The organism is Corynebacterium sp. (genome assembly GCF_043426755.1).
Lineage (GTDB): Bacteria > Actinomycetota > Actinomycetes > Mycobacteriales > Mycobacteriaceae > Corynebacterium.
This window is the reverse complement of sequence record NZ_JBHWRP010000097.1, coordinates 42,990-62,999: the sequence shown is the minus strand read 5'-3', so window position 1 is coordinate 62,999 and position 20,010 is coordinate 42,990. Positions and strand designations below refer to the sequence as shown.

At 59.3% G+C, this 20,010-nt stretch carries 18 protein-coding genes; 3 read left to right on the top strand and 15 right to left on the bottom strand.

What is annotated here, in order from left to right:
* The 3 genes from ACHFGA_RS10235 to ACHFGA_RS10225 all read right to left on the bottom strand — a co-directional run.
* A partial coding sequence (locus ACHFGA_RS10235; RefSeq protein ID WP_394282275.1) for a fibrinogen-like YCDxxxxGGGW domain-containing protein occupies window positions 1-1,154 on the bottom strand: 1,154 nt, incomplete at its 3' end.
* 787 nt (window positions 1,155-1,941) lie between these two features.
* Window positions 1,942-2,265 carry an SdpI family protein gene (locus ACHFGA_RS10230; protein WP_394282274.1) on the bottom strand — a complete coding sequence of 108 codons (324 nt, stop codon included), beginning with the start codon at window positions 2,263-2,265 and terminating at the stop codon, window positions 1,942-1,944.
* Window positions 2,266-2,412: 147 nt separating this feature from the next.
* Window positions 2,413-3,939: a flippase gene (locus ACHFGA_RS10225; RefSeq protein ID WP_394282273.1), complete on the bottom strand. Its 1,527-nt coding sequence runs from the start codon at window positions 3,937-3,939 to the stop codon at window positions 2,413-2,415.
* Window positions 3,940-4,105: 166 nt separating this feature from the next.
* Between ACHFGA_RS10225 and ACHFGA_RS10220 the strand changes: the two genes are divergently transcribed.
* The gene (locus ACHFGA_RS10220) at window positions 4,106-4,702 is read left to right on the top strand and encodes a hypothetical protein (protein ID WP_394282272.1); all 597 of its coding nucleotides are present in this window, start codon (window positions 4,106-4,108) and stop codon (window positions 4,700-4,702) included.
* On the opposite strand, the gene ACHFGA_RS10215 is transcribed toward ACHFGA_RS10220, so the two are convergent.
* The 8 genes from ACHFGA_RS10215 to ACHFGA_RS10180 all read right to left on the bottom strand — a co-directional run bounded on the left by ACHFGA_RS10215 (window position 4,638) and on the right by ACHFGA_RS10180 (window position 13,307).
* Window positions 4,638-5,924 (bottom strand): O-antigen ligase domain-containing protein, encoded by a 1,287-nt coding sequence (locus tag ACHFGA_RS10215; protein WP_394282271.1) that lies wholly within the window; start codon window positions 5,922-5,924, stop codon window positions 4,638-4,640. The two genes, ACHFGA_RS10220 and ACHFGA_RS10215, sit on opposite strands and share 65 nt — an antisense overlap.
* A gap of 2 nt (window positions 5,925-5,926) precedes the next feature.
* Window positions 5,927-7,162 (bottom strand): glycosyltransferase family 2 protein, encoded by a 1,236-nt coding sequence (locus ACHFGA_RS10210; RefSeq protein WP_394282270.1) that lies wholly within the window; start codon window positions 7,160-7,162, stop codon window positions 5,927-5,929.
* Between the two features lie 10 nt (window positions 7,163-7,172).
* Window positions 7,173-8,357 (bottom strand): Wzz/FepE/Etk N-terminal domain-containing protein, encoded by a 1,185-nt coding sequence (locus ACHFGA_RS10205; RefSeq protein ID WP_394282269.1) that lies wholly within the window; start codon window positions 8,355-8,357, stop codon window positions 7,173-7,175.
* A gap of 8 nt (window positions 8,358-8,365) precedes the next feature.
* Window positions 8,366-9,286 (bottom strand): glycosyltransferase family 2 protein, encoded by a 921-nt coding sequence (locus ACHFGA_RS10200; RefSeq protein ID WP_394282268.1) that lies wholly within the window; start codon window positions 9,284-9,286, stop codon window positions 8,366-8,368.
* Complete coding sequence (locus ACHFGA_RS10195) at window positions 9,279-10,067, bottom strand: CDP-alcohol phosphatidyltransferase family protein (RefSeq protein ID WP_394282267.1); 789 nt, start codon at window positions 10,065-10,067, stop codon at window positions 9,279-9,281. The genes ACHFGA_RS10200 and ACHFGA_RS10195 overlap by 8 nt, the downstream gene beginning before the upstream one ends.
* Window positions 10,067-10,552: an adenylyltransferase/cytidyltransferase family protein gene (locus ACHFGA_RS10190; RefSeq protein ID WP_394282266.1), complete on the bottom strand. Its 486-nt coding sequence runs from the start codon at window positions 10,550-10,552 to the stop codon at window positions 10,067-10,069. Before ACHFGA_RS10190 ends, ACHFGA_RS10195 begins: the two co-directional genes overlap by 1 nt.
* Window positions 10,553-10,649: 97 nt before the next feature.
* Entirely contained in the window at window positions 10,650-11,450 is an 801-nt protein-coding gene (locus ACHFGA_RS10185) for a sugar transferase (RefSeq protein WP_394282265.1), read from the bottom strand.
* 357 nt (window positions 11,451-11,807) lie between these two features.
* Entirely contained in the window at window positions 11,808-13,307 is a 1,500-nt protein-coding gene (locus ACHFGA_RS10180; protein WP_394282264.1) for an acetyl-CoA hydrolase/transferase family protein, read from the bottom strand.
* Between the two features lie 322 nt (window positions 13,308-13,629).
* Between ACHFGA_RS10180 and dusB the strand changes: the two genes are divergently transcribed.
* Both dusB and phoU read left to right on the top strand, forming a co-directional pair.
* A complete protein-coding gene (dusB, locus tag ACHFGA_RS10175; protein WP_394282279.1) occupies window positions 13,630-14,799 on the top strand; it encodes a tRNA dihydrouridine synthase DusB in 1,170 nt (389 codons plus the stop codon).
* Between the two features lie 92 nt (window positions 14,800-14,891).
* Window positions 14,892-15,635: a phosphate signaling complex protein PhoU gene (gene phoU / locus ACHFGA_RS10170; RefSeq protein WP_394282263.1), complete on the top strand. Its 744-nt coding sequence runs from the start codon at window positions 14,892-14,894 to the stop codon at window positions 15,633-15,635.
* A 90-nt stretch (window positions 15,636-15,725) separates the two neighbouring features.
* Here phoU and pstB read toward each other — a convergent pair whose 3' ends face one another.
* The 4 genes from pstB to pstS form a co-directional block, all read right to left on the bottom strand.
* On the bottom strand, window positions 15,726-16,499 hold the full coding sequence (gene pstB / locus ACHFGA_RS10165) for a phosphate ABC transporter ATP-binding protein PstB (RefSeq protein WP_394282262.1): 774 nt from the start codon (window positions 16,497-16,499) through the stop codon (window positions 15,726-15,728).
* 36 nt (window positions 16,500-16,535) lie between these two features.
* Window positions 16,536-17,456, bottom strand: coding sequence for a phosphate ABC transporter permease PstA (gene pstA / locus ACHFGA_RS10160; protein ID WP_394282261.1), 921 nt, complete (start codon window positions 17,454-17,456; stop codon window positions 16,536-16,538).
* Between the two features lie 19 nt (window positions 17,457-17,475).
* Window positions 17,476-18,573 (bottom strand): phosphate ABC transporter permease subunit PstC, encoded by a 1,098-nt coding sequence (gene pstC, locus ACHFGA_RS10155; RefSeq protein WP_394282260.1) that lies wholly within the window; start codon window positions 18,571-18,573, stop codon window positions 17,476-17,478.
* 170 nt (window positions 18,574-18,743) lie between these two features.
* Window positions 18,744-19,922, bottom strand: coding sequence for a phosphate ABC transporter substrate-binding protein PstS (gene pstS / locus ACHFGA_RS10150; RefSeq protein ID WP_394282259.1), 1,179 nt, complete (start codon window positions 19,920-19,922; stop codon window positions 18,744-18,746).
* Between the last annotated feature and the right edge of the window lie 88 nt (window positions 19,923-20,010).

The following is a 20,010-nucleotide window of genomic DNA, read 5'->3' as shown; positions in this document are numbered from 1 at the left end:
CCGACCAAGAGCTTTCCGTTGGGCATCGCCAACAGGGCCTTCACCTGGTCGTCGAGCTTTACGTTGAATTCATGGCGGAGCTCGCCGGTGTCCTTATCGAAGGCAGCCAGGCCTGTCCTTGGCACATCACTACGTGTGGACCGTTGCGTGGCGTGCGTGAAGTTGCCACCGACGAAAATTGTGTCGCCAATTTGAGCGAACGCCTGAGCCGGCGAGTTCCCCTCCGCGGTGCGCCCGTTGAGGTTGCCGGTGACACCCCAGTCCGTCGGCGCCGAATAATTTGAGACCAGTGCTCGCTGCTCCTGGACCTGCGTGCCCGTATCAGGAACGGCACGGAACCCGGCATCGTCGTTAGCAATCTGCGGACGCAGGTACACCTCTGAGTAAGGCAACGCGGACCTACCGTTCGCGCTCCAGAGGTAGTTCGTGGGGCTGGTATTTCCTCTGACGGTGTAGCCGAACCCAAAGCCACCCTGGTAGTTACGGGCTGGGCTCATGAGTAGGTCGACTGCGCCCGTGCCGTTGTTCTGTCCGAAGGCCCGGTCCATCACTCCGGTTGCGCGCCACCCAGAGTTGTTGATTCGGAAGCGTCCCGTCTCCTCGGTGGGGAGGGCCCACGTCCACTCCCCCATGCGATCAGGAATGATGTCGACGTTTTGCCATGGGCCACCGCTGGTACGGGTGGCGCGGACGACGCGGAAGCCCTCGGGCAGCGACTTCACATCACGTCCTGACAGCAAACCATTAATGGTGTCCTCAGGCAGCTGGACAGGGGCAAAGTCCTCTGGGGTACGGTCGCGGCGAGTCAGGCTTGCTGGGTCTCCCTGACCCTGCGGGTAGGTGTCCCACCCTTCGCGCCCGCGGCCGATCATGACCCAGCCACCGCCATCCATGGTTTGATCACAAAAGAACTCTTGAGGAGCATCCATGTTCGGGGCTAAGAGCCAGTAGCGCCCATCTTGACTGCGCGGATTCTCCTGTTTGATCGCCCAGCACGAGGCAGCTGCGCGTTCCGGAGAGGATCCGTCCCGTGGTGTCGTCGACACGCCTTCTTGAGCGACCGCGCGCGGTTGTCCTGTGTTCGGGACTGGGACTACTCCCAGAGCAATCACCATGCTCATGGCAAGAGCCAGGACGACGCTATGCAACTTCACTTAAACCGCCTTATTGGGATACTCGTGGCTACTGGCGAGAAAAGACAGACCGAACAAAGATAAGAAACGGATGTCAATCTCGACGGATAATCATAGCGTATTCTCAGGTGTTTTCTTATATTCAGGAATGGGATATCGCAGGTAGATGTCTTTATAACTTGCGTATTTCGGAGCGGCCAACGCGATCTACGTTGGAGTTAGTTCCACCGGAGGGGGCCCGAAGATTGATTGCACCGCCCCCGATCGGGGCAGGGATGTCTATTCCGTTCCCTCATATCCCCCGGGATGGGAAAACTTGTCGCCGGCCTAGGTTTGGCTCTTATTCGCCTGTCTGAAAAAGATCCGGGGGTGATGCCGCCGAAGGCAGTGACATACTCCAACTGCTCATAGGAGCCTGATCCTAAAAGGAGTTTCACTGATAATGATGATCACGTGATCAAAGAAAGGTCACGACCCGAGCAGGGACAACGAGAGCAGAGCGAGCTTGCAGGCTGAGATTAACGCACCTCTGGGATACCCGGACCCCGACCGCAAGACCACAGCCCACATCGACGATGTACATGGTGTCAATCATTGCAACGGGTCATACACCACAACTGTCAGCTCTGGCTACGGCACCGTCGATGCGACGATGAAGCGCCCCGACCATTTCGCGGACTATTTGCAAACCAAGCCGGCGCACGCAAACAAACGGACGCCCTCATCCTTCAGGCGGGCGCAGCCAGACGGATTCCCCATCAAAAATCCAGAAGGATTAACGCGATCGGCGGCCTGCGCCCCTAGAGCATCACTCACCCACAGCCGAATGAGCCTTTTTAGAAGCGATCAAAACTAAGGCAGTGAAAATGATGACAACCGGCAGACTTACCCAGCCGATGAAGGAATCATCGGCTACCACACAGATAATTGCACCTATAAACAGTGGAATGCTACTCGCCTTTAAGTACGCTGCTGCAGCTTTATGCCCTTCGCTCCACGCCTCATCGCTAGCGAGAAGGGCTGTAGTCCGAATTCCAATCCACTTATTTTCAGGCAAGGTCTCTTGCCAGGCTTTAATGTCCACCCACAACACGGCGAACCCAGCGAGGAGCCAGGTCATCGCCATGATCATTGAAAAACAGTCATCCCAAGTCTTTCGCGTTTCTAGTGGTCGTGGAAACGCTTAGTTAATTTCCAGGGGCTAATCTTAAGATTTCTGCCACAGTCTTGGCAATGCGCAAACCGATGGCTTGACTAACTAGATAGGAACACCCCACGCTTAACGACGACGATTCGCGATGGACCGCAGACCGTCGATCCGGAGGGGGCCCCGCTGCCACCAACAGGCTGCAACATAGAGCACGCCTCCAACCACAAGTGTCACCGCAAGCCCAGCAAATGAATTACCCACAGTGGGCACCGCGACTAAGGCAGGCAGCCCGAAAGAGCCAACAACAATGAACAGTGGCCGAAGCACATCGATCGCGCTTGGCGTGATCCGGAGGAACACCCTGACCTGCACCAGGGCCAAGCACGCATCCAACACCATGCAGAACGCCCACACAAGCGCCGCCCCCTCGATGCCAAAACGGGGCACGAGCAGCAAGTTGCCCACAATATTGGTAATCAGGACGATGAATTTGTTGGCTGCCGCCCAGCCTGATCGCCCGCTCATGATCAGCATGGAGTGGATGTTGCCGGCGAGAAAAGTTATCGCCATCCCCACGGCGAGAATGCTCAGTGCGGCTGAGCCGTCAATAAACTCGTCGCCGAGAAGTTGCAGAAATGCAGGCGAGAAGAAAGCAAGGAGAACGTAGGCGGGGGTACCGAGCAGGACGAGCCACGAGGATGCGGTGACGTAGAGCTCTTTGAGTTGGGACATTTCACCCTTGTGCAGGAGGGCCGAGAACCGGGGCGACACAATCACGCGCAACGCGGCGTCGACAAGCAACCCTGCCTGAACGAAGCGCGACGCACCCCCGTAGACCCCAGCAGCATAGTCGCTGGCCAACCACCCGATGAGCAGCACGTCCACCCACACGATGGCCTGCTCAAGCCCGGCTGCGATCGTGCGAGGAATGGAGAATTTCCAAATCTCTCGCCACTGCTCCTTTTCTGGAAAGAAGGGGCCAGGCACGCCCTCCTCGATGCCGCGCACACGACGAAGCACCAGCATGCCAGCAATGAGAGCCATGATCACAAGCGGAACAGCCCAGGCCACACTGGCCACCACGGCGGAGCCCGTTGCTACAGCCGCGATCGCGACAAATGGCGGGCGCAGAACCGGCACGGCAACGTTGGCTACCATCACATATTCAACGACAGAGCCCAAGGCGCGGAGGACGGCCGACAAGATGAGGAATACAGCCCCGAATGGTACGAAAAGCATGATGGCCTGCACAGATCGCAGTAACCCTTCTTGACTTTCGCCCCAAATCCAAGGAGCGAGCATCTCCATCACCGCGACCAACACGACGCCGACGGCCAGCGAAATGCAGAGGCTCGCATTGATTGCTCCGCGGACCGCGCGGGGATCGTCGATAAGCAAGCGCGGAAGCAGGTAGACCGAGGTGGAGTCCATCCCGAATTTGGCGAACGCCATGATCACCGCGAACACGCCAGTCGCTTGGAAAACGATACCGGCGCCGTCTGCCCCGAGCAGGCGCGAAATCACGATGGTTAGTGCAAAGCCGAGCAGCGCGCTAGTTGCGGAGCCGACGAAGCTGAGCGCGCTGCCACGGGCGAGCTTGCCTCGCTCCACCGTGGCTGGGCCTTGGCCGCTGCGCTCCTGGTTAGTGTCGCTCACACGCTCCCCTTTCCTACGCTGGTTATCCCACGTCGCGATTTCAATTCACCACAGTGATTGTCTAGATTATGCCAGGACGGCACCTTAGAATAATATTTAATTGACATATGTAAAATCGCTCTTTTCACTCAGGAAAGACAAGTCTCCCCTTAGAATCGAAGTCTTCATGTCAGCTTGCTTGTCCCGTTTGTTCAAGTCCGCCAGCGTCCTTGGCCTTACTTTGGTGCTCAGCTCCTGTGGCTCCGCATCGTCCCCAACTGACCCTTCAACTACGGAGGCTGGGTCCGAAGCAGCGACCGACGAATCTGCCCCCGCGGAAGAGGAAGCCGACACCACTACCGGCGCGCCTGTTCCGGCAGTGGACCCCTCCCCCGAGGTCGATGAGGTCTTTATCGAGGACACACTCAACTCGGTGCATTCCGTGTTGGCTGAGCCCACGGTGGTGCGCGATCTGTCACAAGTCCTATCGGGCCAAGCCCTCGAAGACTTTGAAAACCAGCAAATCGAGCTGGAAAACGAAGGGCTGCGCATGGAGGGGGACGTCACCATCGTCGATGAACGCCAGGTTGATTCCCCCGCTCCCGGCACCGTGATTAAAGAGGTGTGCGTGGATAACTCGGCAGTGCGCACACTCGACGAGAATGGCGATGATGTCACCTCTCCCAACGCGCAGGCTCGCTCCCGCATGCTCCTCACCTTCACCGCTGCCGGTGATTCCTGGACGCTGTCCGAGCTGTCATTCCCGGACGATCCGAACTGTTAATGATGGTGTCGCTGCGCAAACCGAGCCCAACGGCAACCATCGTGACAAAGATGCCCGTCATCATTCCGTAGAACAGAGATTCCACGATGGTGGCGGCAATGATCCCGCCCAACACCGCCCCGACGGGATCCTGGCGCCGTACCAACATAACGAGGACAAGCAACAAGAACCCCAGGAACAGGGCGAGACCGACGAAGCCATGCGAATACATCACGGTCCACAGTTGCCCTTGTGTGCCTAAAGATGGCAGCCACGGTTCAGCCGCCGGACGCGGCGAACCAAAACCAAAAAGGGGCGATTCCGTCGTGCCGCTCACGGTTGCGCGGTACAGCTCCCCGCGATCCTCAGTAGAGGCCGTGTTTGCAACGCGGGTGAACAGATTCAGGCCGAACGGGGACACCAGCCATGCGCCCAACGCCGCGACGCCAGCCAGCACCCATGCGCCAGTGGCCACAAAGGCGGCTCGGCGCACGCCCTGAACCGCGGCCCAGAATCCGACCACAGCCAAACCAACAAGCATGCCTCGGTTCAGAGTGGCCAGCGCGGGAATCACGCTGGCGATAACTACGCCAAGGATCCACCACCGCTGTCGCGTATGCCACATTACCCAGAGGTAGACCAACACTAAGGGCAAAACAAGCGAGTACACATTGCCCCAGGTATTGGCGTAGAGGAACGGGGCTACCGGCCGCACGGACTGTTCGATCCAGGCCTGCGGATCCCAGTGGGTGGTCTGGCGGATCACCATGTCAGCGATGAGCTCGTTGTTCTGCAACGACGCCGGGACGAGATAGGACATCGGAGTACGAATAGTCTGCTCCGGCAGCGCCAGCGCCAGATATCCCGCCGCCGACATTCCAGCAAGGAACCACACCAGGGCTGAACCCATGCGGATTCCAGAAAGGGCTGTCCGCGCGTTATACACATGAAGTGCGAATAATCCCGCACTGGCATAGAGCAGAAGCCGATAGACCGCGCCAAGCAACCTGCCGGAGGTGTCATTCATGATCAGGGACGCCACCACCCAGATCAGGAACAGCACCCACAGCCACATCACCATCGGGAATCGGAGGTTAGACCGCCCCACCCAGGTCAGCACAATCGCAAGGCCTGCGATGATCCAGATGAAATCACCGACGCCGAGAAGCCACCACAGCACATACGCGGCGAAAGGCAGCGTCACCGGCCAGGCTGGTAGCACAGACTTCACTATCGATGGCACAGCTATCGCCTCAACCGGCGTTGTTTCAGCGCCTCAGCCAAGAAAAGCCAGGGGCCACGCAGAAACCCGCGGACCTCGTTGCGCGTGAGCTCAGGCGGCACCCCTGGTTCGGTACCTGTGATTCGTTCGGAGCCTGGCGCAACGCGCCGTGCGATAGCAGGAACCCGGCGCGCCAGCGTAAGCAACGACGCGGGGTGGGTCAGCACAGACTTGGTGAGCAGCGCAGCCATGCCTGCCCCGTCGCCATAGGTTTGTTTCATCAACCCGTCAAAGTCACGCCGGTGCACGTGGTGGATCACTGCGTCGGGCGTGGTCACGATCACATATCCCAGGCGCAGGACACGCGCGAAGGAGTCCAGGTCTTCGCCGCCGCACGTCTTTGTCCCAGCGCCGAGGCGGGTATCGAAAGGCCCCATCTGGGCAAGCACGTGACGACGAAACGCCATGGATACTCCTGCGCCGACCCGTGCGGTGGTCACCGGGAATAGGGGGCCGCCGTCGCCAGGAACGCCGAACCGGGCAGCGTCCTCTGTTGGGTGTCCCGCAGCCCACACTGTGGGTTCCAGAGTTTTCGGAAACCCGCCGCGTGCTTCAAAGAAGCATTGGGATTCGTGCTTTAACTCCGCAGGAAAAACAGGTCCCGTCACCGCACCGATAGCGTGATCGGCTTGTTCGGCGTGGTCGGCCGCGAACACGTCGAGTAGCGCGCTCAACCAGCCGGGATGGACTTGGGCATCATCGTCGGTGAAGGCGATGATCTCTCCGCGGGCAGCATCGACTCCGGCATTGCGGGCATGGGATAAACCCGCACGAGGAGCGTCGACAATGCGCAGCCGCGGGTCATCGATGGAGGAAAGCGCTGCGGGTACGCGCCCTGTGAAGGGAGCATTATCCACCACGATGAGTTCGAAATGTGCATGCTGTTGGGCTAAGACCGCCTCGACTGCTCGAGGAAGTAGCGGGTTGGTGCCTACCGTGCAGATAATCACCGTGGCTTTCACTTCTGCGCCGCCGCCTGTGGTCCAGGCGCGGTATGTCGACGCATTGGCAGCGGCGTGGAGCGCGGAGTCGATTAAGTCCTCGGTGGACTCCCACCCAGTCAGCTGGTGGTAGCCGGCGGTGGCATCGTCGTCACGCACCACGACCCAGGCTTCCGACGCATCGAGGGTGCCGGACAGCACGGTCAGCTCTCGCGACTTCGCTTCAACGATCCCGATGAGTGGTTGGGAAGTTGGCATGCCTGTCACCTCAGTCCACGATCTGGTCAGCGGGAGCATCCGACACCACGGCACCGATGACGCGGGCGTCTACGTGGAAAAGGTCATCCCTCAAACGCTGCAGTGCAACCTTGGTCCATTCGCGGGGAACAATCACAAGAACCGAGCCAGCGCTGCCCGCGGCGTGAATCGCCTTGGCCCAGCTCGCATGCAGGCCGCTAATATCGGCGTCAAGGGAGGCCGCGATGGCGTTTGCTGCGTCGATCGAGGTGGAGTCGTGGTCGTCGATAAGCAACGTAATGCGTCCGCCATCTCCTGCCGCATGACGGGCGAATTCGCTGGCCAACTGCCAGCGGTCGCTGTGTTCTTCGGGTGCTACGGGGCGGAAAACCGGAACACCGAGCAGCTGTTCAACCTCGGTGCTGTCGGCGGGTCGGCGCGCCGCTGCCTGCACGATGAGGGCCAGAAGGACACCGAGCGCGAGACCCCCGACGAGGCCAAGCGCGAGTGTGCGCAGCGTGGACGGGGATGCGTCGATGCGGTTGGCGTCTGCAGATGTGACGATCTCTCCGGTAGGCCCCGCGCTGCTGCTCAGCTCCATTCTGCGTTGCTGCAGGTCAGCAATAGCACGGCGCAGCGACTCGGCCTGGACCCCTTCGGTCGTGCCGCCCATCGCCGCCGCCATCTGTAGCGTTTCAAGGGCGCCCTCCTGCTGGATGATCTGCTCGTCTAGTGAACGCATCAGGTTCTCGTTGCGCTGCGCGACCGCGTCTGCCCCAACTTGGAGGTAGGCCTCGGCCATCGCCGACGACCCGGCGGTGGCACGCTGCGGGGTCTTCCCAGTAAACGAAACACGCAAAATCGTGCTCTCGGAGTCGCCGCCGACCTCGGTGTTTTCGAGGAGTTCTTCGCTGGACCAACCGATCCCCAGGGCGTGTGCGGCAGCCTCTGCCGTTTTTGCAGATTCAGCGAGCTGGCGCTCCGTCGACATATCAAGAGCGTCGCTGGATGCCCCGGACCTCGCCGCGGCCCCAACGGGAGTGACGTGCACGTGGGTCGTCGCTGTGTACTGCTTCGGCACGAACAAGAGCACGCCGAGTGCTACCAGCATGCCCACAACGATCCCCACAGCGATCCACGCTTTTCGACGACGAAGGATGCGCCCCACCTGGTCGAAACCGAGGGATGCGTTTTCAATATAATTTTCTGTCTGCATAACTGTCCTCAGAGGTGGTTTTCGTGAATAGATCCGCCATTGTGAAACTCGCGTGCCCACCGCAGGCGTCCGCGCAGTTTACGCTGGAGGAATTGGCGATGGGGAGCGGGGACACGGGCAATCACTGGGGTGATAGCGCGTTCAAACTCGGCGAGGAGACGTGTTCTCTCGTCGCTAGGCGTGAGCGCGATCGCAACAATTCTTTGCAACGCAACACCGGTAAGTTGCTGACTGAGCTTGGTGAATACCTCGGCTTGGGCCGGGTTGCGCCAGGAAGAATTCCGCCAGGACTCCGACGCCGTAATCTGCCCCGGATGCTGGCTGTAGAGCAGGCCCCACGTTGCCATCCGACGCAGCGAAGCACCATCGAGTGCTGCACGCATCCAGAGGTCATAGTCTTCGGCCGGCACCTCGCGGTACCCGCCGACCGCGTCGAGCGCGTGACGGCGTGCCACCATCGCCGGGTGCGATACAGGATTGGTCAGCAGCAGGTGCAGCGGGAACACCGTCGGTGGGATGGGCACCGGTGCTGCCGGGCTGAGTTTTCTTCCAGTCACGTTGATCACCTGGGGAAACACATAATCATCGCCGTTGTCTAACGCGCGGAGTTCTGCCCGAAACCGCGTGGGCAGGCTCACGTCATCGGCGTCCATCCGGGCCACAATCGCCGAATCCGTGTGCTCCAGCAACCAATTGAGCGCCGTCGCAATCCCACCGGGCGTATCTTCGCTTTCGACGCGCAGACGCTTATCGACGACGCCCTTAGAAGTTCCGCCCTCGACCGCACGGTCAGCCGTATTGTCGGTGGACCCGTCGTCAAGCACGACCAGCTCCGCATCAGAAGGCAGCGCCCGCAGCGTCGAGGACACAGCGCGCGCCACGGTGTCCTCGGCGTTGCGGGCGGGGAGAATCACGCTAAGCCTAGGCACTCGCTGCCTCCTTGGCGCTGGCATCAACTGCGCGCAAGTCCGCGTATCGACGAGTCAGCGACACCATTGCGTGCGCCGCGCTGATGACCGCGAGGAGACCGTAGCCCACTGTAAAAAATGGTGCGGCACCCCACAGGATAAACATCCAGCACAACACCCCGGGGTCTGTGGGCAGCAGGATCCACGATCGCAGATTCCCCCCGCGGGTCTGCGGGCGGCCGGCTTTCCGCACCAACGCCTCTGCAAGAATCTGGCTGAGGAACTGCCCGCTGGTGACCAGCGAGTAAACCAGCGCTACGACGGCCAGCCACGCCAATTCAGGGCGATGCACCATGATGGCGATGGCCGTCGCAACATGGATAGCCGGCGATCGAAACGCGTCAACCACGTGGTCAACCCACTCCCCCGTCACCGATGACGAGCCACTGACACGTGCGAGTTGGCCATCAGCAGAATCGAAAAGATACCCGGCCGCGAGAAACACCGCGACGATCACACCAACCCACCACGCAGGTTCTAGCGCGATGAGCAGCACCATACCGACCAAAGACAGCCCTGCCGAGATGCCCGTGACCATGTTCGGGGTCCATCGCATCGAGTACGCGAATGCGGCGACGATGCGAGCTCCACGCCGGTTGATCCACCTAGTGTATGCAGGCACGCCCTGCGCTGGTTTCTGGGCCGCTGACAGGGATGCGATCGCCCAGGCATAGCGCTGCGCGCGGGAACGGTGCTGGGCCGACTGCTCGTCGTCGGTAGTCCGTGGTTGCTTCGTCGTCACTATGATCGAGCTCTTTCCTCGGCGGTCGTCGGCACGTCCTCACTTTGAATTTCTTGAGACAGGAACTCTCGCAACATCGTCGATGACGTAGAGGGGGTATAAGGCAGATATTCCACCCGTGCTCCCACGGAAGCGAGCTCCGCCTCAAGCTTGTTGCCCTTGTCGGTTCCCTTCCAGTCATCGCCCTTAAACAGCACGTCGAACGGATGCCGCTCCCATGCGACCTTCTTATTCTGATCGACGTCTGTAATCACCTCGTCGACGAAGCGCAGGCTAGCGATCAGTTCCATGCGCTCTGAATGAGGAACGACCGGCGGCCGCCCCTTCATGCGGATCAGTGACTCATCAGTAGCAACGCCCACGACGAGCCGATCACAGCGTTCCCGGGCAGCACGCAGGATATTGAGATGGCCAATGTGAAGCATGTCGAATCCGCCGGGTGCGTACCCGACGACATCCTTCCGCTGGTTTTTACCTTTACACATAGTCTTAGGCCTTCTTGTCTTTAATCGATAGAGTGATCCAGAGTGATCTAGAGTGTCGGCGGGCGACGACGGTGGCTTTTCTTGGGGATCGTCTGCACTAATAAGCCCCATCCCGTGACAAAACGACTTTAAATGTTCTGAAGAAAATACTTAAATCTAGTGAAGTATTGCGGTTTTCTACATAATACAAATCGAGCTCGATTGTCTCTTCCCACGACAGGTTAGAGCGGCCCATCACCTGCCAGAGTCCCGACAAACCTGGCTTGACGCTCATCCGACGTTTCTCCTCGTCGCAATATTGCGCGTACTCCCGCGGTAGAGGCGGCCGCGGGCCGATCAGGCTCATCTGCCCTACCAGTACATTAAATAGTTGGGGCAGCTCATCGATGCTGGACTGACGGAGGAATTTCCCTGATCTAATGATGCGCGGATCATCCTTAAGCTTGAACAGCTTGGGCTCGGCCTCTAACTCAGTACCTGCGATATCGTGCGTAACTTCCGGGAGGATGTCTTCGGCATCCGTCCGCATGGTGCGAAATTTCAGCATCGTGAAATCCTCACCTTGATATCCGATGCGGCGCTGTTTAAAGAGGACTGGTCCACCATCATCCAGCTTGATCACCAAGGCCACGCACGCCATCACAGGTGCGAGGGCGATCAGTGCAGCTGCGGAGATAGCAAGATCACCGATTCGCTTCAGAGGCCGATAAAGGTAGGTCCGTGCCCCGCCGGTTAGAGCAGGAAATCCTCGAGCGGTACTCCGCAAAGCCATTGCCATAATCGTGTCCTTGAATGCATGATGATCCGCCCTGCCTCGCTGCAAGGGCGACCCTTCCGGGGCCAGCACCCATTGAGCAAAGGTGTGGTTAACGGGCATGAAACTGCGAATTAACAGCACTCAGATTAACACAACCTAAGATTAGTTTAAAATTCTAAAGTATGGACAATCCAGTTTGGCGCCTGCGAATTTCACGAGAAAAGTCTTACCACAGCGAGGGGGCCAGACCTCACTTCAATCACTCTGCCTGCTGGTATCACCCCGTCTCGTCCGACGTCAGGTGTAGAAACATACGCCACCCAAATCAATACAACATATCTCTAGAACTAATCTAGCTACCCCCTTTTTGGGTCATGCAGATTAACTAACCCTTAAATCATATTAAGTTCCACTAAAAAGAAATGCCCCAGCGGCACATCCTCTTCAGTCAAGGATTGTGCAGCCGGGGCGATACGGCCCGATGGGCCGAGAAGTGTGTTACTTCTTCATGGTGCCGGTCTCTGCCAGACGGGTGTGGAACTCGAAGGCGGTTGCCAGGTCCACTGGGGTGTGCCCACCGTTGGCCATGCCGCGCTCCAGGTACTCCTCGAGCAGTGGGCGGTAGTCAGGGTGCGCCACCTCGATCATCTTCTTTGCGCGCTGGCGTGGTGCCAGCCCGCGCAGGTCCGCGTAGCCCTGCTCGGTCACGATCACCATGACGTCGTGCTCGGTGTGGTCGATGTGGGAGGAGAATGGAACGATGCAGGAGATCGCGCCGTCCTTCGCCACGGATGGGGTGATGAAGGAGGAGATGTAGGCGTTACGGGTGAAGTCACCGGAGCCGCCAATACCGTTCATCACCTTCGCGCCGGAGACGTTGGTGGAGTTCACGTTGCCGAACAGGTCGGCCTCAATCAGGCCGTTGGTAGCAATCAGGCCGACGCGGCGGATGATCTCTGGGTGGTTCGAGATCGCCTGTGGGCGCAGGATGATGTGCTTGTTGTAGAAGTCAGCGTTATCGTTCATGCGCTGAGCTGCCTCTGGGGACAGGGAGAAGGAGGTTGCGGATGCCATGGACATCTTGCCTGCGTCGATCAGGTCCAGCATGCCGTCCTGGATGACCTCGGTGTAGGCGGTGATGTTCTCAAACTTGGAGTCCAACAGACCTGCCATCACGGCGTTGGGAACGTTGCCCACGCCGGACTGCATGATGTAGTTGTCGTAGGTCAGGCGGCCTGCCGCGACCTCGTCCTCGAGGAACTGCAGGAAGTTCGCAGCGATCTTCTCAGAAACCTCGTCTGGCGCCTTGAATGGCGCGTTGCGGTCGGCCTCATTGGTCGCCACGACGGCGACGATCTTGGATGGGTCGATGCGGTGCACGGTCTCGCCGATGCGGTCGCCCACGTTGACGATCTCGAATGGCTTGCGGTCCCACAGACGCTCTGGCGCGTAGACGTCGTGCATGCCCTCGAGGTCCTCGGACTGCCAGGAGTTGACCTCGATGATCACCTTGTCAGCAGCCTCAACGTACTCGACGTTGTTGCCCACAGCCGACGATGGAACGATCGCGCCGCCTTCCTTGATCTTGACAGCCTCAATGATGGCTACCTGCATCTCACCGAAGAATCCCTGGACGACCTGCTGGCCGAGGTGGGAGAGGTGGACATCCGAGTAGAACGCGTCGCCGGAGTTGAACTGGCCGCGCAGGGTGCGGTCCGAGTTATAAGGGGTGCGAAAGTTGATCGCGTTTGCTTCAGCGAGCACGCCATCGCAGTCGTCTGCGGTGGAGGCGCCGGAGAAGACGTTGATCTTGAACTCTTCGCCACGGCCGTGTGCCGCCTTTGCCTTCTCTGCGATGGCCTTTGGCAGCACCTTCGGGTAGCCGGCACCGGTAAAGCCGGAGATGCCGACATTGTCGCCATTGTTGATGAATTCGGCAGCTTCCTCGGCGGACATGACCTTGCCGCGCAGCTGGTCATTGAGAATGCGATCGCTCATTGTGATTAGTCACCTCAGTGTTCTAGGGGGTGTCAGTTATTACATTCCAGCATATTGTGACCCAGATTCCATTTCCACGCCACAGCATTTGCCAATTCACCCCTAAAACTTTGCAACGAAGCTAATCGCACAGGTCAGGCTGTCGCCTGCCCACTTTGCCAACACAACAGACGTGGCCAATCCCCACATTCCCCCACCCCCACCAGTACCCCCGTACTGTTAGTGTGATCTTTTCGCTTGTCGACGATCGCCCCCTCCCGGACCATGTTTGGAATTCCACGTCAGCCTTGGAACAATGGCGGGCGTGACAACGACCCCGGTAATGGCCCCACAGCCGATCGCGCGCCCAACGCTGCGCATCGGCAATCTCAATCTCGACTCGCCTGTCATCCTCGCTCCGATGGCAGGTGTGACAAACATGCCTTTTCGCGTCCTGTGCCGCGAAATTGAGGAAGCGCTGACCGGGACCTCGTCGGGCCTGTATGTCTGCGAGATGATTACCGCTCGCGCGCTCGTCGAGGGCAACGAAAAGACCTTACACATGACCACGTTTGCAGACGTGGAAACGCCACGCTCGATGCAGTTATATACAGTCGACCCCGAGTACACCTACAAGGCCGTACGCAAGATCGTCGACGAGGATCTGGCCGACCACGTGGATATGAACTTCGGCTGCCCTGTCCCGAAGGTCACCCGCCGCGGCGGCGGATCGGCAATCCCCTACAAGCGCCGCCTCTACGGCAACATCGTGGCCGCCGCGGTCAAAGCCGCAGAGGGCTCCGGCATCCCCGTCACAGTGAAGTTCCGCATCGGTATCGACGACGATACGCACACGCATTTCGACGCCGGCCGTATTGCCGCCGAAGAAGGTGCCGCAGCCGTCACCCTGCACGCACGCACTGCCGCAGAGCGGTACTCAGGACAAGCGCACTGGGACGAGATCGCCCGGCTGGTCGAGCACATGGAGGGCACCGGAGTCCCCGTGTTGGGCAACGGCGATATCTTCGCCGCCGACGATGCGGCACGCATGATGGAACACACAGGCTGCGCCGGCGTAGAAGTGGGCCGTGGCTGCCTCGGCCGCCCATGGCTCTTCGCACAGCTGGGAGCCCAGCTACGCGGCGAGGACATCCCCGCCGATCCCACCCTGGGAACGGTGACCGAGATCATCTACCGACACGCCGAGCTACTTGCAGAGCACTCCGGAGAGCACCACGCCTGCCGTGATATCCGCAAGCACATCGCGTGGTACTTGCGCGGCTACCCCGTTGGCGGTGAGGTGCGGAAAGAATTGGCGCAGGTGTCGTCGTTAAGCGAACTGCGCGAGAAACTGGCGCCCTGGGCCGACTCCACCGTGCGCGCCGAGGATGCCGACGGTGCTCGTGGCCGCCAGGGATCTGCTTCTAAGGTGGCGCTTCCCGACGGCTGGCTGGATGATCCGGAAGATGAAACGGTGCCGGAAGGCGCCGAAATTGAGAATAACGGCGGCTAAGAAGTCAGTTCATTTTGTAGACACTTTGCTGTTACAAACATGTAATTTCACTCATCGCGCAATTTTCTGGGTCATGCCATAAGATGTGGCACATGCGTACTGTCTACCGTGAACATCTTGACGCTTTCGCCCATGATCTGCTGGTCATGTGCGATACCGTGCGTTCGATCATGGACAAGGCGTCGGAGGCGCTTCTCACCTCATCGTTGGAGAAGGCCGAAGACGCCTTGTCCATCGCTGACCCATTGGAAGATATCCGAATCCGCTGCGAAGAACGCGCCGTTGAGCTCCTCGCGCTGGAAAACCCTGTGGCGTCCGACCTGCGCCAAGTCGTCTCTTCTATCTACATTGTCGAAGACTTTTCCCGCATGGCGGCGCTGGCCATGCACATTGCAAAGACAGCGCGTCGCCGCCACCCTGACCCAGTCCTGCCGGACTCGGTGAAGGGCTATGTCGAGGAGATGGCGCGCTTGGTCTGTGAAATGGGCGAAAAGACCCACGACCTCCTAGTCGACCCTGATGCCGATGTCGCGCTCGTCCTCAGCCAGGACGACGATGCCGTCGACGACCTCAACGATTTCCTGCTCAATCTACTGACCCAGCGGGAGTGGCAGCACTCCACCCGCGAGGCCGTTGATTTGGCCCTGCTCACCCGCTTCTATGAGCGCTACGCTGACCACTGCGTCAACGTGGCCGCGCGCATCGTCTACCTCATTACCGGCTTGATGCCTACCGAGTACAAGGAGAAGGTGGAGTCGGATCGCGTCGACCAGGAGCTGAACGAGCGCTTCGAGGCTTTGGAGCGCCAGTTCCGCCGCGGCTACCGCACCGAGTAGGCCTTCGGATAAAGCGCATAATTAAAGCCCTGCGCCTTCCACTATTGGGAAGGCGCAGGGCTTTTGTCTGCCGGGGACCGCTACTGTTGCTTAGCCGAAACGGCCAGCGATGTAGTCCTCGGTTTCCTTGCGGCTTGGGTTTTCGAAGATGGTCTTGGTGTCATCGAATTCGATGAGCTGACCAGGCTTACCGGTTGCCTCAAGCGAGTAGAACGCGGTCTTGTCGGACACGCGGGCAGCCTGCTGCATGTTGTGGGTCACGATCACGATGGTGAAGTCTTCCTTCAGCTCGTGGATCAGGTCCTCCACCGCCAGGGTGGAGATTGGGTCCAGAGCGGAGCAAGGCTCATCCATCAGCAGCACTTCTGGTTCCACTGCAATCGCGCGAGCGATGCACAGACGCTGCTGCTGACCACCGGAGAGGCCGCCACCTGGCTTATCCAGGCGGTCCTTGACCTCTTCCCAGAGGTTCGCGCCGCGCAGGGACTTCTCTGCAACTTCCTTGAGCTTCGCCTTATTCTTCTCGCCCGACAGCTTCAGGCCGGCGACAACATTGTCCTCGATGGACATGGTTGGGAATGGGTTCGCCTTCTGGAACACCATGCCGATGGTGTTGCGCACCGACACTGGGTCAACATCTTTGTCGTAGATGTTCTTACCGTCAAGCAGGATCTCACCCTTGACGTGTGCGCCAGGGATGACCTCGTGCATGCGGTTCAGGGTACGCAGCACGGTGGACTTGCCACAGCCGGATGGGCCGATGAAAGCGGTGACTGCCTGCGCTGGGATCTGCAGGTTGACGTTCTGTACGGCATGGAAGTCGCCGTAGTAAATGTCGACGTCGTTGAGTTGAAGCTTAGACATCTGATTCTCCTAGGATTCGTGGTTTTACTTCGGCGTTTACTTCTTGACCGAGAACTTCGCGGCGATGAAACGTGCGATCAGGTTGATGGAGACAACCAGGATCACCAGCGTGAGGGCTGCGCCCCACAGCTTGTCCATCAGCGCGTCGGTGGTACCGGCCTTGTACATGTCCAGCATCATCAGTGGCAGCGAGGACTGCGGGCCACCGAATGGATTCCAGGACAGGCTCGAGGTCGAGCCCACCAACACCAGCACTGGTGCGGACTCACCCATGACGCGGGCAACAGCCAGCATGACACCGGTGACAATGCCCGACAGGGCAGTCGGCAACACGATGCGAACGATGGTCTTCCACTTCGGAACACCCAGCGCATAGGACGCTTCGCGCAGGTCCATTGGGACGACGCGGAGCATTTCTTCGGTATTACGCACAACGATCGGAACCATGAGCAGGATCAGCGAGAGCGCAACGGCGAAGCCGGACCGCTGCTGGCCCAGCACGGTGATCCACAGGGTGTAGATGAACAGTGCTGCAACGATGGAAGGCACACCCGACAGGATGTCCACCATGAAGGTGGTGAGGCGGCCGAGCCAACCACCCTGTGCGTATTCCACCAAGTAAATCGCGGTGAACACGCCAAGTGGGATCGACACGATGGATGCGATGAACGTTTGCACGAGGGTGCCGACGATCGCGTGAAGCGCGCCGCCGCCCGGCAGAATACGTGTGGTGCCACTCTGGTCATTTGTCCACCACTCGGCGCTCAAGACGACACCGATACCGTTGTTAATCACGGTCCATAGGACCCAGATGAGTGGGACCAGCGCCAAGATCATGCACGCCCACATCAAGACGGACATGACGGTGTTTGTCGATTTACGGCCAGCAGAAATGTGGGTGAAAACTGGGCCACCTGCGCCGTACACTTGCTTATCAGTAGGGGTTACGGTACTCATTGTATTTTCTCCCTTCCCCTTAACTCTTGGCCACGATCGCACGAGCGATCGAGTTGACGATGAAGGTCAGCAAGAACAGCACCAGGCCCGCGGCGATATATGCACCCGCACTGACTGGGTTGTTGAACTCTGCTGCAGCGGACGCGATGGCTGTTGCGAAGGTGGTACCACCGTCGAACAGGGAGCCACGGAACGCAGTCGATGGGGATACAACCATGTACAACGCCATGGTCTCACCCAATGCACGACCCAAACCAAGCATGGAGCCGGAGATATACCCCGATAGTCCGAACGGGATGACAGTCATGCGCACAACTTCCCAACGGGTTGCACCAAGCGCTAGCGCGGCCTCGATGTGGCCACGTGGGGTCTGCACGAACACCTCACGCGCGGTTGCGGCAATCACCGGCAGAATCATCACTGCCAGCACGATGCCACCGGTCAGCATGTTACGGCCGGTCGCAAAGGATGGAGAGTTCGAGTAGGTGGCGAAGAGGAAAAAGCCCCCAGCCCAGCTATGGAGCCACTCGTAGAATCCAGACAAGAACGGGCCGAGCACCTGCCAGCCCCACAGGCCGTACACGATCGACGGAACAGCGGCCAGCATATCCACCAGAGTCGCCAGCGGACGAACCAGCTTCGGAGGAGCGTAGTTGGAAAGGAACAACGCGACACCTAGAGCAATAGGCATCGCGATAATCAACGCGATCAGAGAAATGGTGACAGTAGACAGGAACATGTTCGGAATACCGAACTGCATGTTCTCTAGATCATTGGTCTGCCATGCGCCCGTGTAGGTGAAGAAGCCAACTAGGCCACCTTGGTTACGGGACAGCGGCTCGATTGCTTGCAGCAGCAGGAAGACACCGATTGCTGCGATGATGACGGTGATGAGTGTCGCCGATGCAACAGATAGAAACTCGAAGATTCGGTCACCAGGTCGCTTGACTCCAGCACCCGAAGCCTGGCGTCCGTCAGAGGCATCCCCCGATGGGGTCACTCCTGCGTTCACGGTACCAGTGGAGTTGGCTACGGTTGGACCGGATTCAGTGGCCACCTGGCCTGCGCGGACTTCGTCGTCACGCGCGTTATTCATTGGCTCATTGCTATTAGCCATGTTATGAATCCTTTGAAAGAAGAAATAGTCACTAGTTTTATATGCCCCGCCTAGCATAACCTCGCGTGGCATAACGAGACCCCCCGATCATAGAACCTGCGCGGGGGGCCTCAGCACGTTACATCACAATGCTCGTGCAGTCATCGCTGTTGTCGCGACTGAAACTGAAGTTACGCGATGGCGTCGACAGCAGCCTGCAGGCGCTCTGCGTGAGTACCGGTGACTGGGATGAAGCCGAGCTCCTCCAAGGTCGAGTCTTGAGACTGCAGAACAACGTTCAGGAAGTCCTGGACCTTGTTCTTGGTCTCCTCGTCGTAACCTGCGGAGCAGACGATTTCGTAGGTGGTCAGGATCAGCGGGTAGGAGCCCTCGGCATCCTGGGAGAACAGTGCGTCTGCGTCCACGACCATGTCATTCTCGCCACCCTCACCAGCGAACTCGAGGCCGTCGAGTGCGGTGGTGACGCTCTCAGCGTTCAGCTCGACTGGACCGGAGCCGAAGTCGATGTTTGCAATGCCCAGTCCCTGCTGCTGTGCGTAGCCGGACTCAACATAGGTGATGCCACCGTCGATACCGGAAGCCTGAGTAGCCACGCCGCCGGAGCCCTCAGCACCCTCGCCCACCTCACGTGGGAACTGCTGCCCCTCGGTGTCCCAGTAGCCATCGGTTGCAGCAGTCAGGAACTTCTGGAAGTTATCGGAGGTGCCGGACTCGTCAGAACGGTAGACGACGGAGATGTCGGTGTCTGGCAGCTCAACACCCTCGTTCTCAGCAGCGATCTGCTCATCGTTCCACTTGTTGATTTCGCCCTTGAAAATCTTTGCAACGGTGTCGACGGACAGGTTCAGGGAGTCAACGCCCTCGAGGTTGTAAGCGATAGCAACTGGGCCAATCACCATTGGCAGGTGCCATGCATCGTTACCCTCGCAGCGTTCCTTTGCAGGCTCAACCTGATCGTCGGACAGTGGGGAGTCAGAGCCAGCGAAGTCGACCTGGCCAGCAACGAAGTTGCGGCGGCCCGAGCCGGAACCGGACGCGGTGTACGCGAGAGATGCGCCGTCAACAGCCTCGGAGTAACGCTGACCGAAGTAGTCCATAGCGTTTGCCTGGGAAGAAGCGCCCTCAGCGACTAGCTCACCGGAGGCACCGGACAGGCCCTCAGTGTTGACCTCAGAAGGAGCCTCAGCGGTGCCAGTTGCGGTGTCGTTACCATTGCCATCGGAGGAATCTCCACAAGCAACGAGGCCTGCGGAGGTCGCGGCAACAACGCCGGCGATTGCGAAAGTACGCTTAAAGTTACGGATCACGGGAAACCTTTCCGGTGCAGATTCAGATGGGAGTCTGAGCATCGGTCCCCGGCAAGGGAGGAGGGCACATCATCTTTAATGCGATAGACATACCCGTCCGATTGCTCACAGGAGAAAACCTACGGGGCGT

Coding starts and splice junctions, on each gene's coding strand:
- ACHFGA_RS10230 (WP_394282274.1), bottom strand. CDS start 2,265: ATGATCATGGCGATGACCTGGCTCCTCGCTGGGTTCGCCGTGTTGTGG.
- ACHFGA_RS10220 (WP_394282272.1), top strand. CDS start 4,106: ATGTCAGCTTGCTTGTCCCGTTTGTTCAAGTCCGCCAGCGTCCTTGGC.
- ACHFGA_RS10210 (WP_394282270.1), bottom strand. CDS start 7,162: ATGCCAACTTCCCAACCACTCATCGGGATCGTTGAAGCGAAGTCGCGA.
- ACHFGA_RS10205 (WP_394282269.1), bottom strand. CDS start 8,357: ATGCAGACAGAAAATTATATTGAAAACGCATCCCTCGGTTTCGACCAG.
- ACHFGA_RS10190 (WP_394282266.1), bottom strand. CDS start 10,552: ATGTGTAAAGGTAAAAACCAGCGGAAGGATGTCGTCGGGTACGCACCC.
- ACHFGA_RS10180 (WP_394282264.1), bottom strand. CDS start 13,307: ATGAGCGATCGCATTCTCAATGACCAGCTGCGCGGCAAGGTCATGTCC.
- dusB (WP_394282279.1), top strand. CDS start 13,630: ATGGCCCCACAGCCGATCGCGCGCCCAACGCTGCGCATCGGCAATCTC.
- phoU (WP_394282263.1), top strand. CDS start 14,892: ATGCGTACTGTCTACCGTGAACATCTTGACGCTTTCGCCCATGATCTG.
- pstB (WP_394282262.1), bottom strand. CDS start 16,499: ATGTCTAAGCTTCAACTCAACGACGTCGACATTTACTACGGCGACTTC.
- pstA (WP_394282261.1), bottom strand. CDS start 17,456: ATGAGTACCGTAACCCCTACTGATAAGCAAGTGTACGGCGCAGGTGGC.
- pstC (WP_394282260.1), bottom strand. CDS start 18,573: ATGGCTAATAGCAATGAGCCAATGAATAACGCGCGTGACGACGAAGTC.
- pstS (WP_394282259.1), bottom strand. CDS start 19,922: ATGCTCAGACTCCCATCTGAATCTGCACCGGAAAGGTTTCCCGTGATC.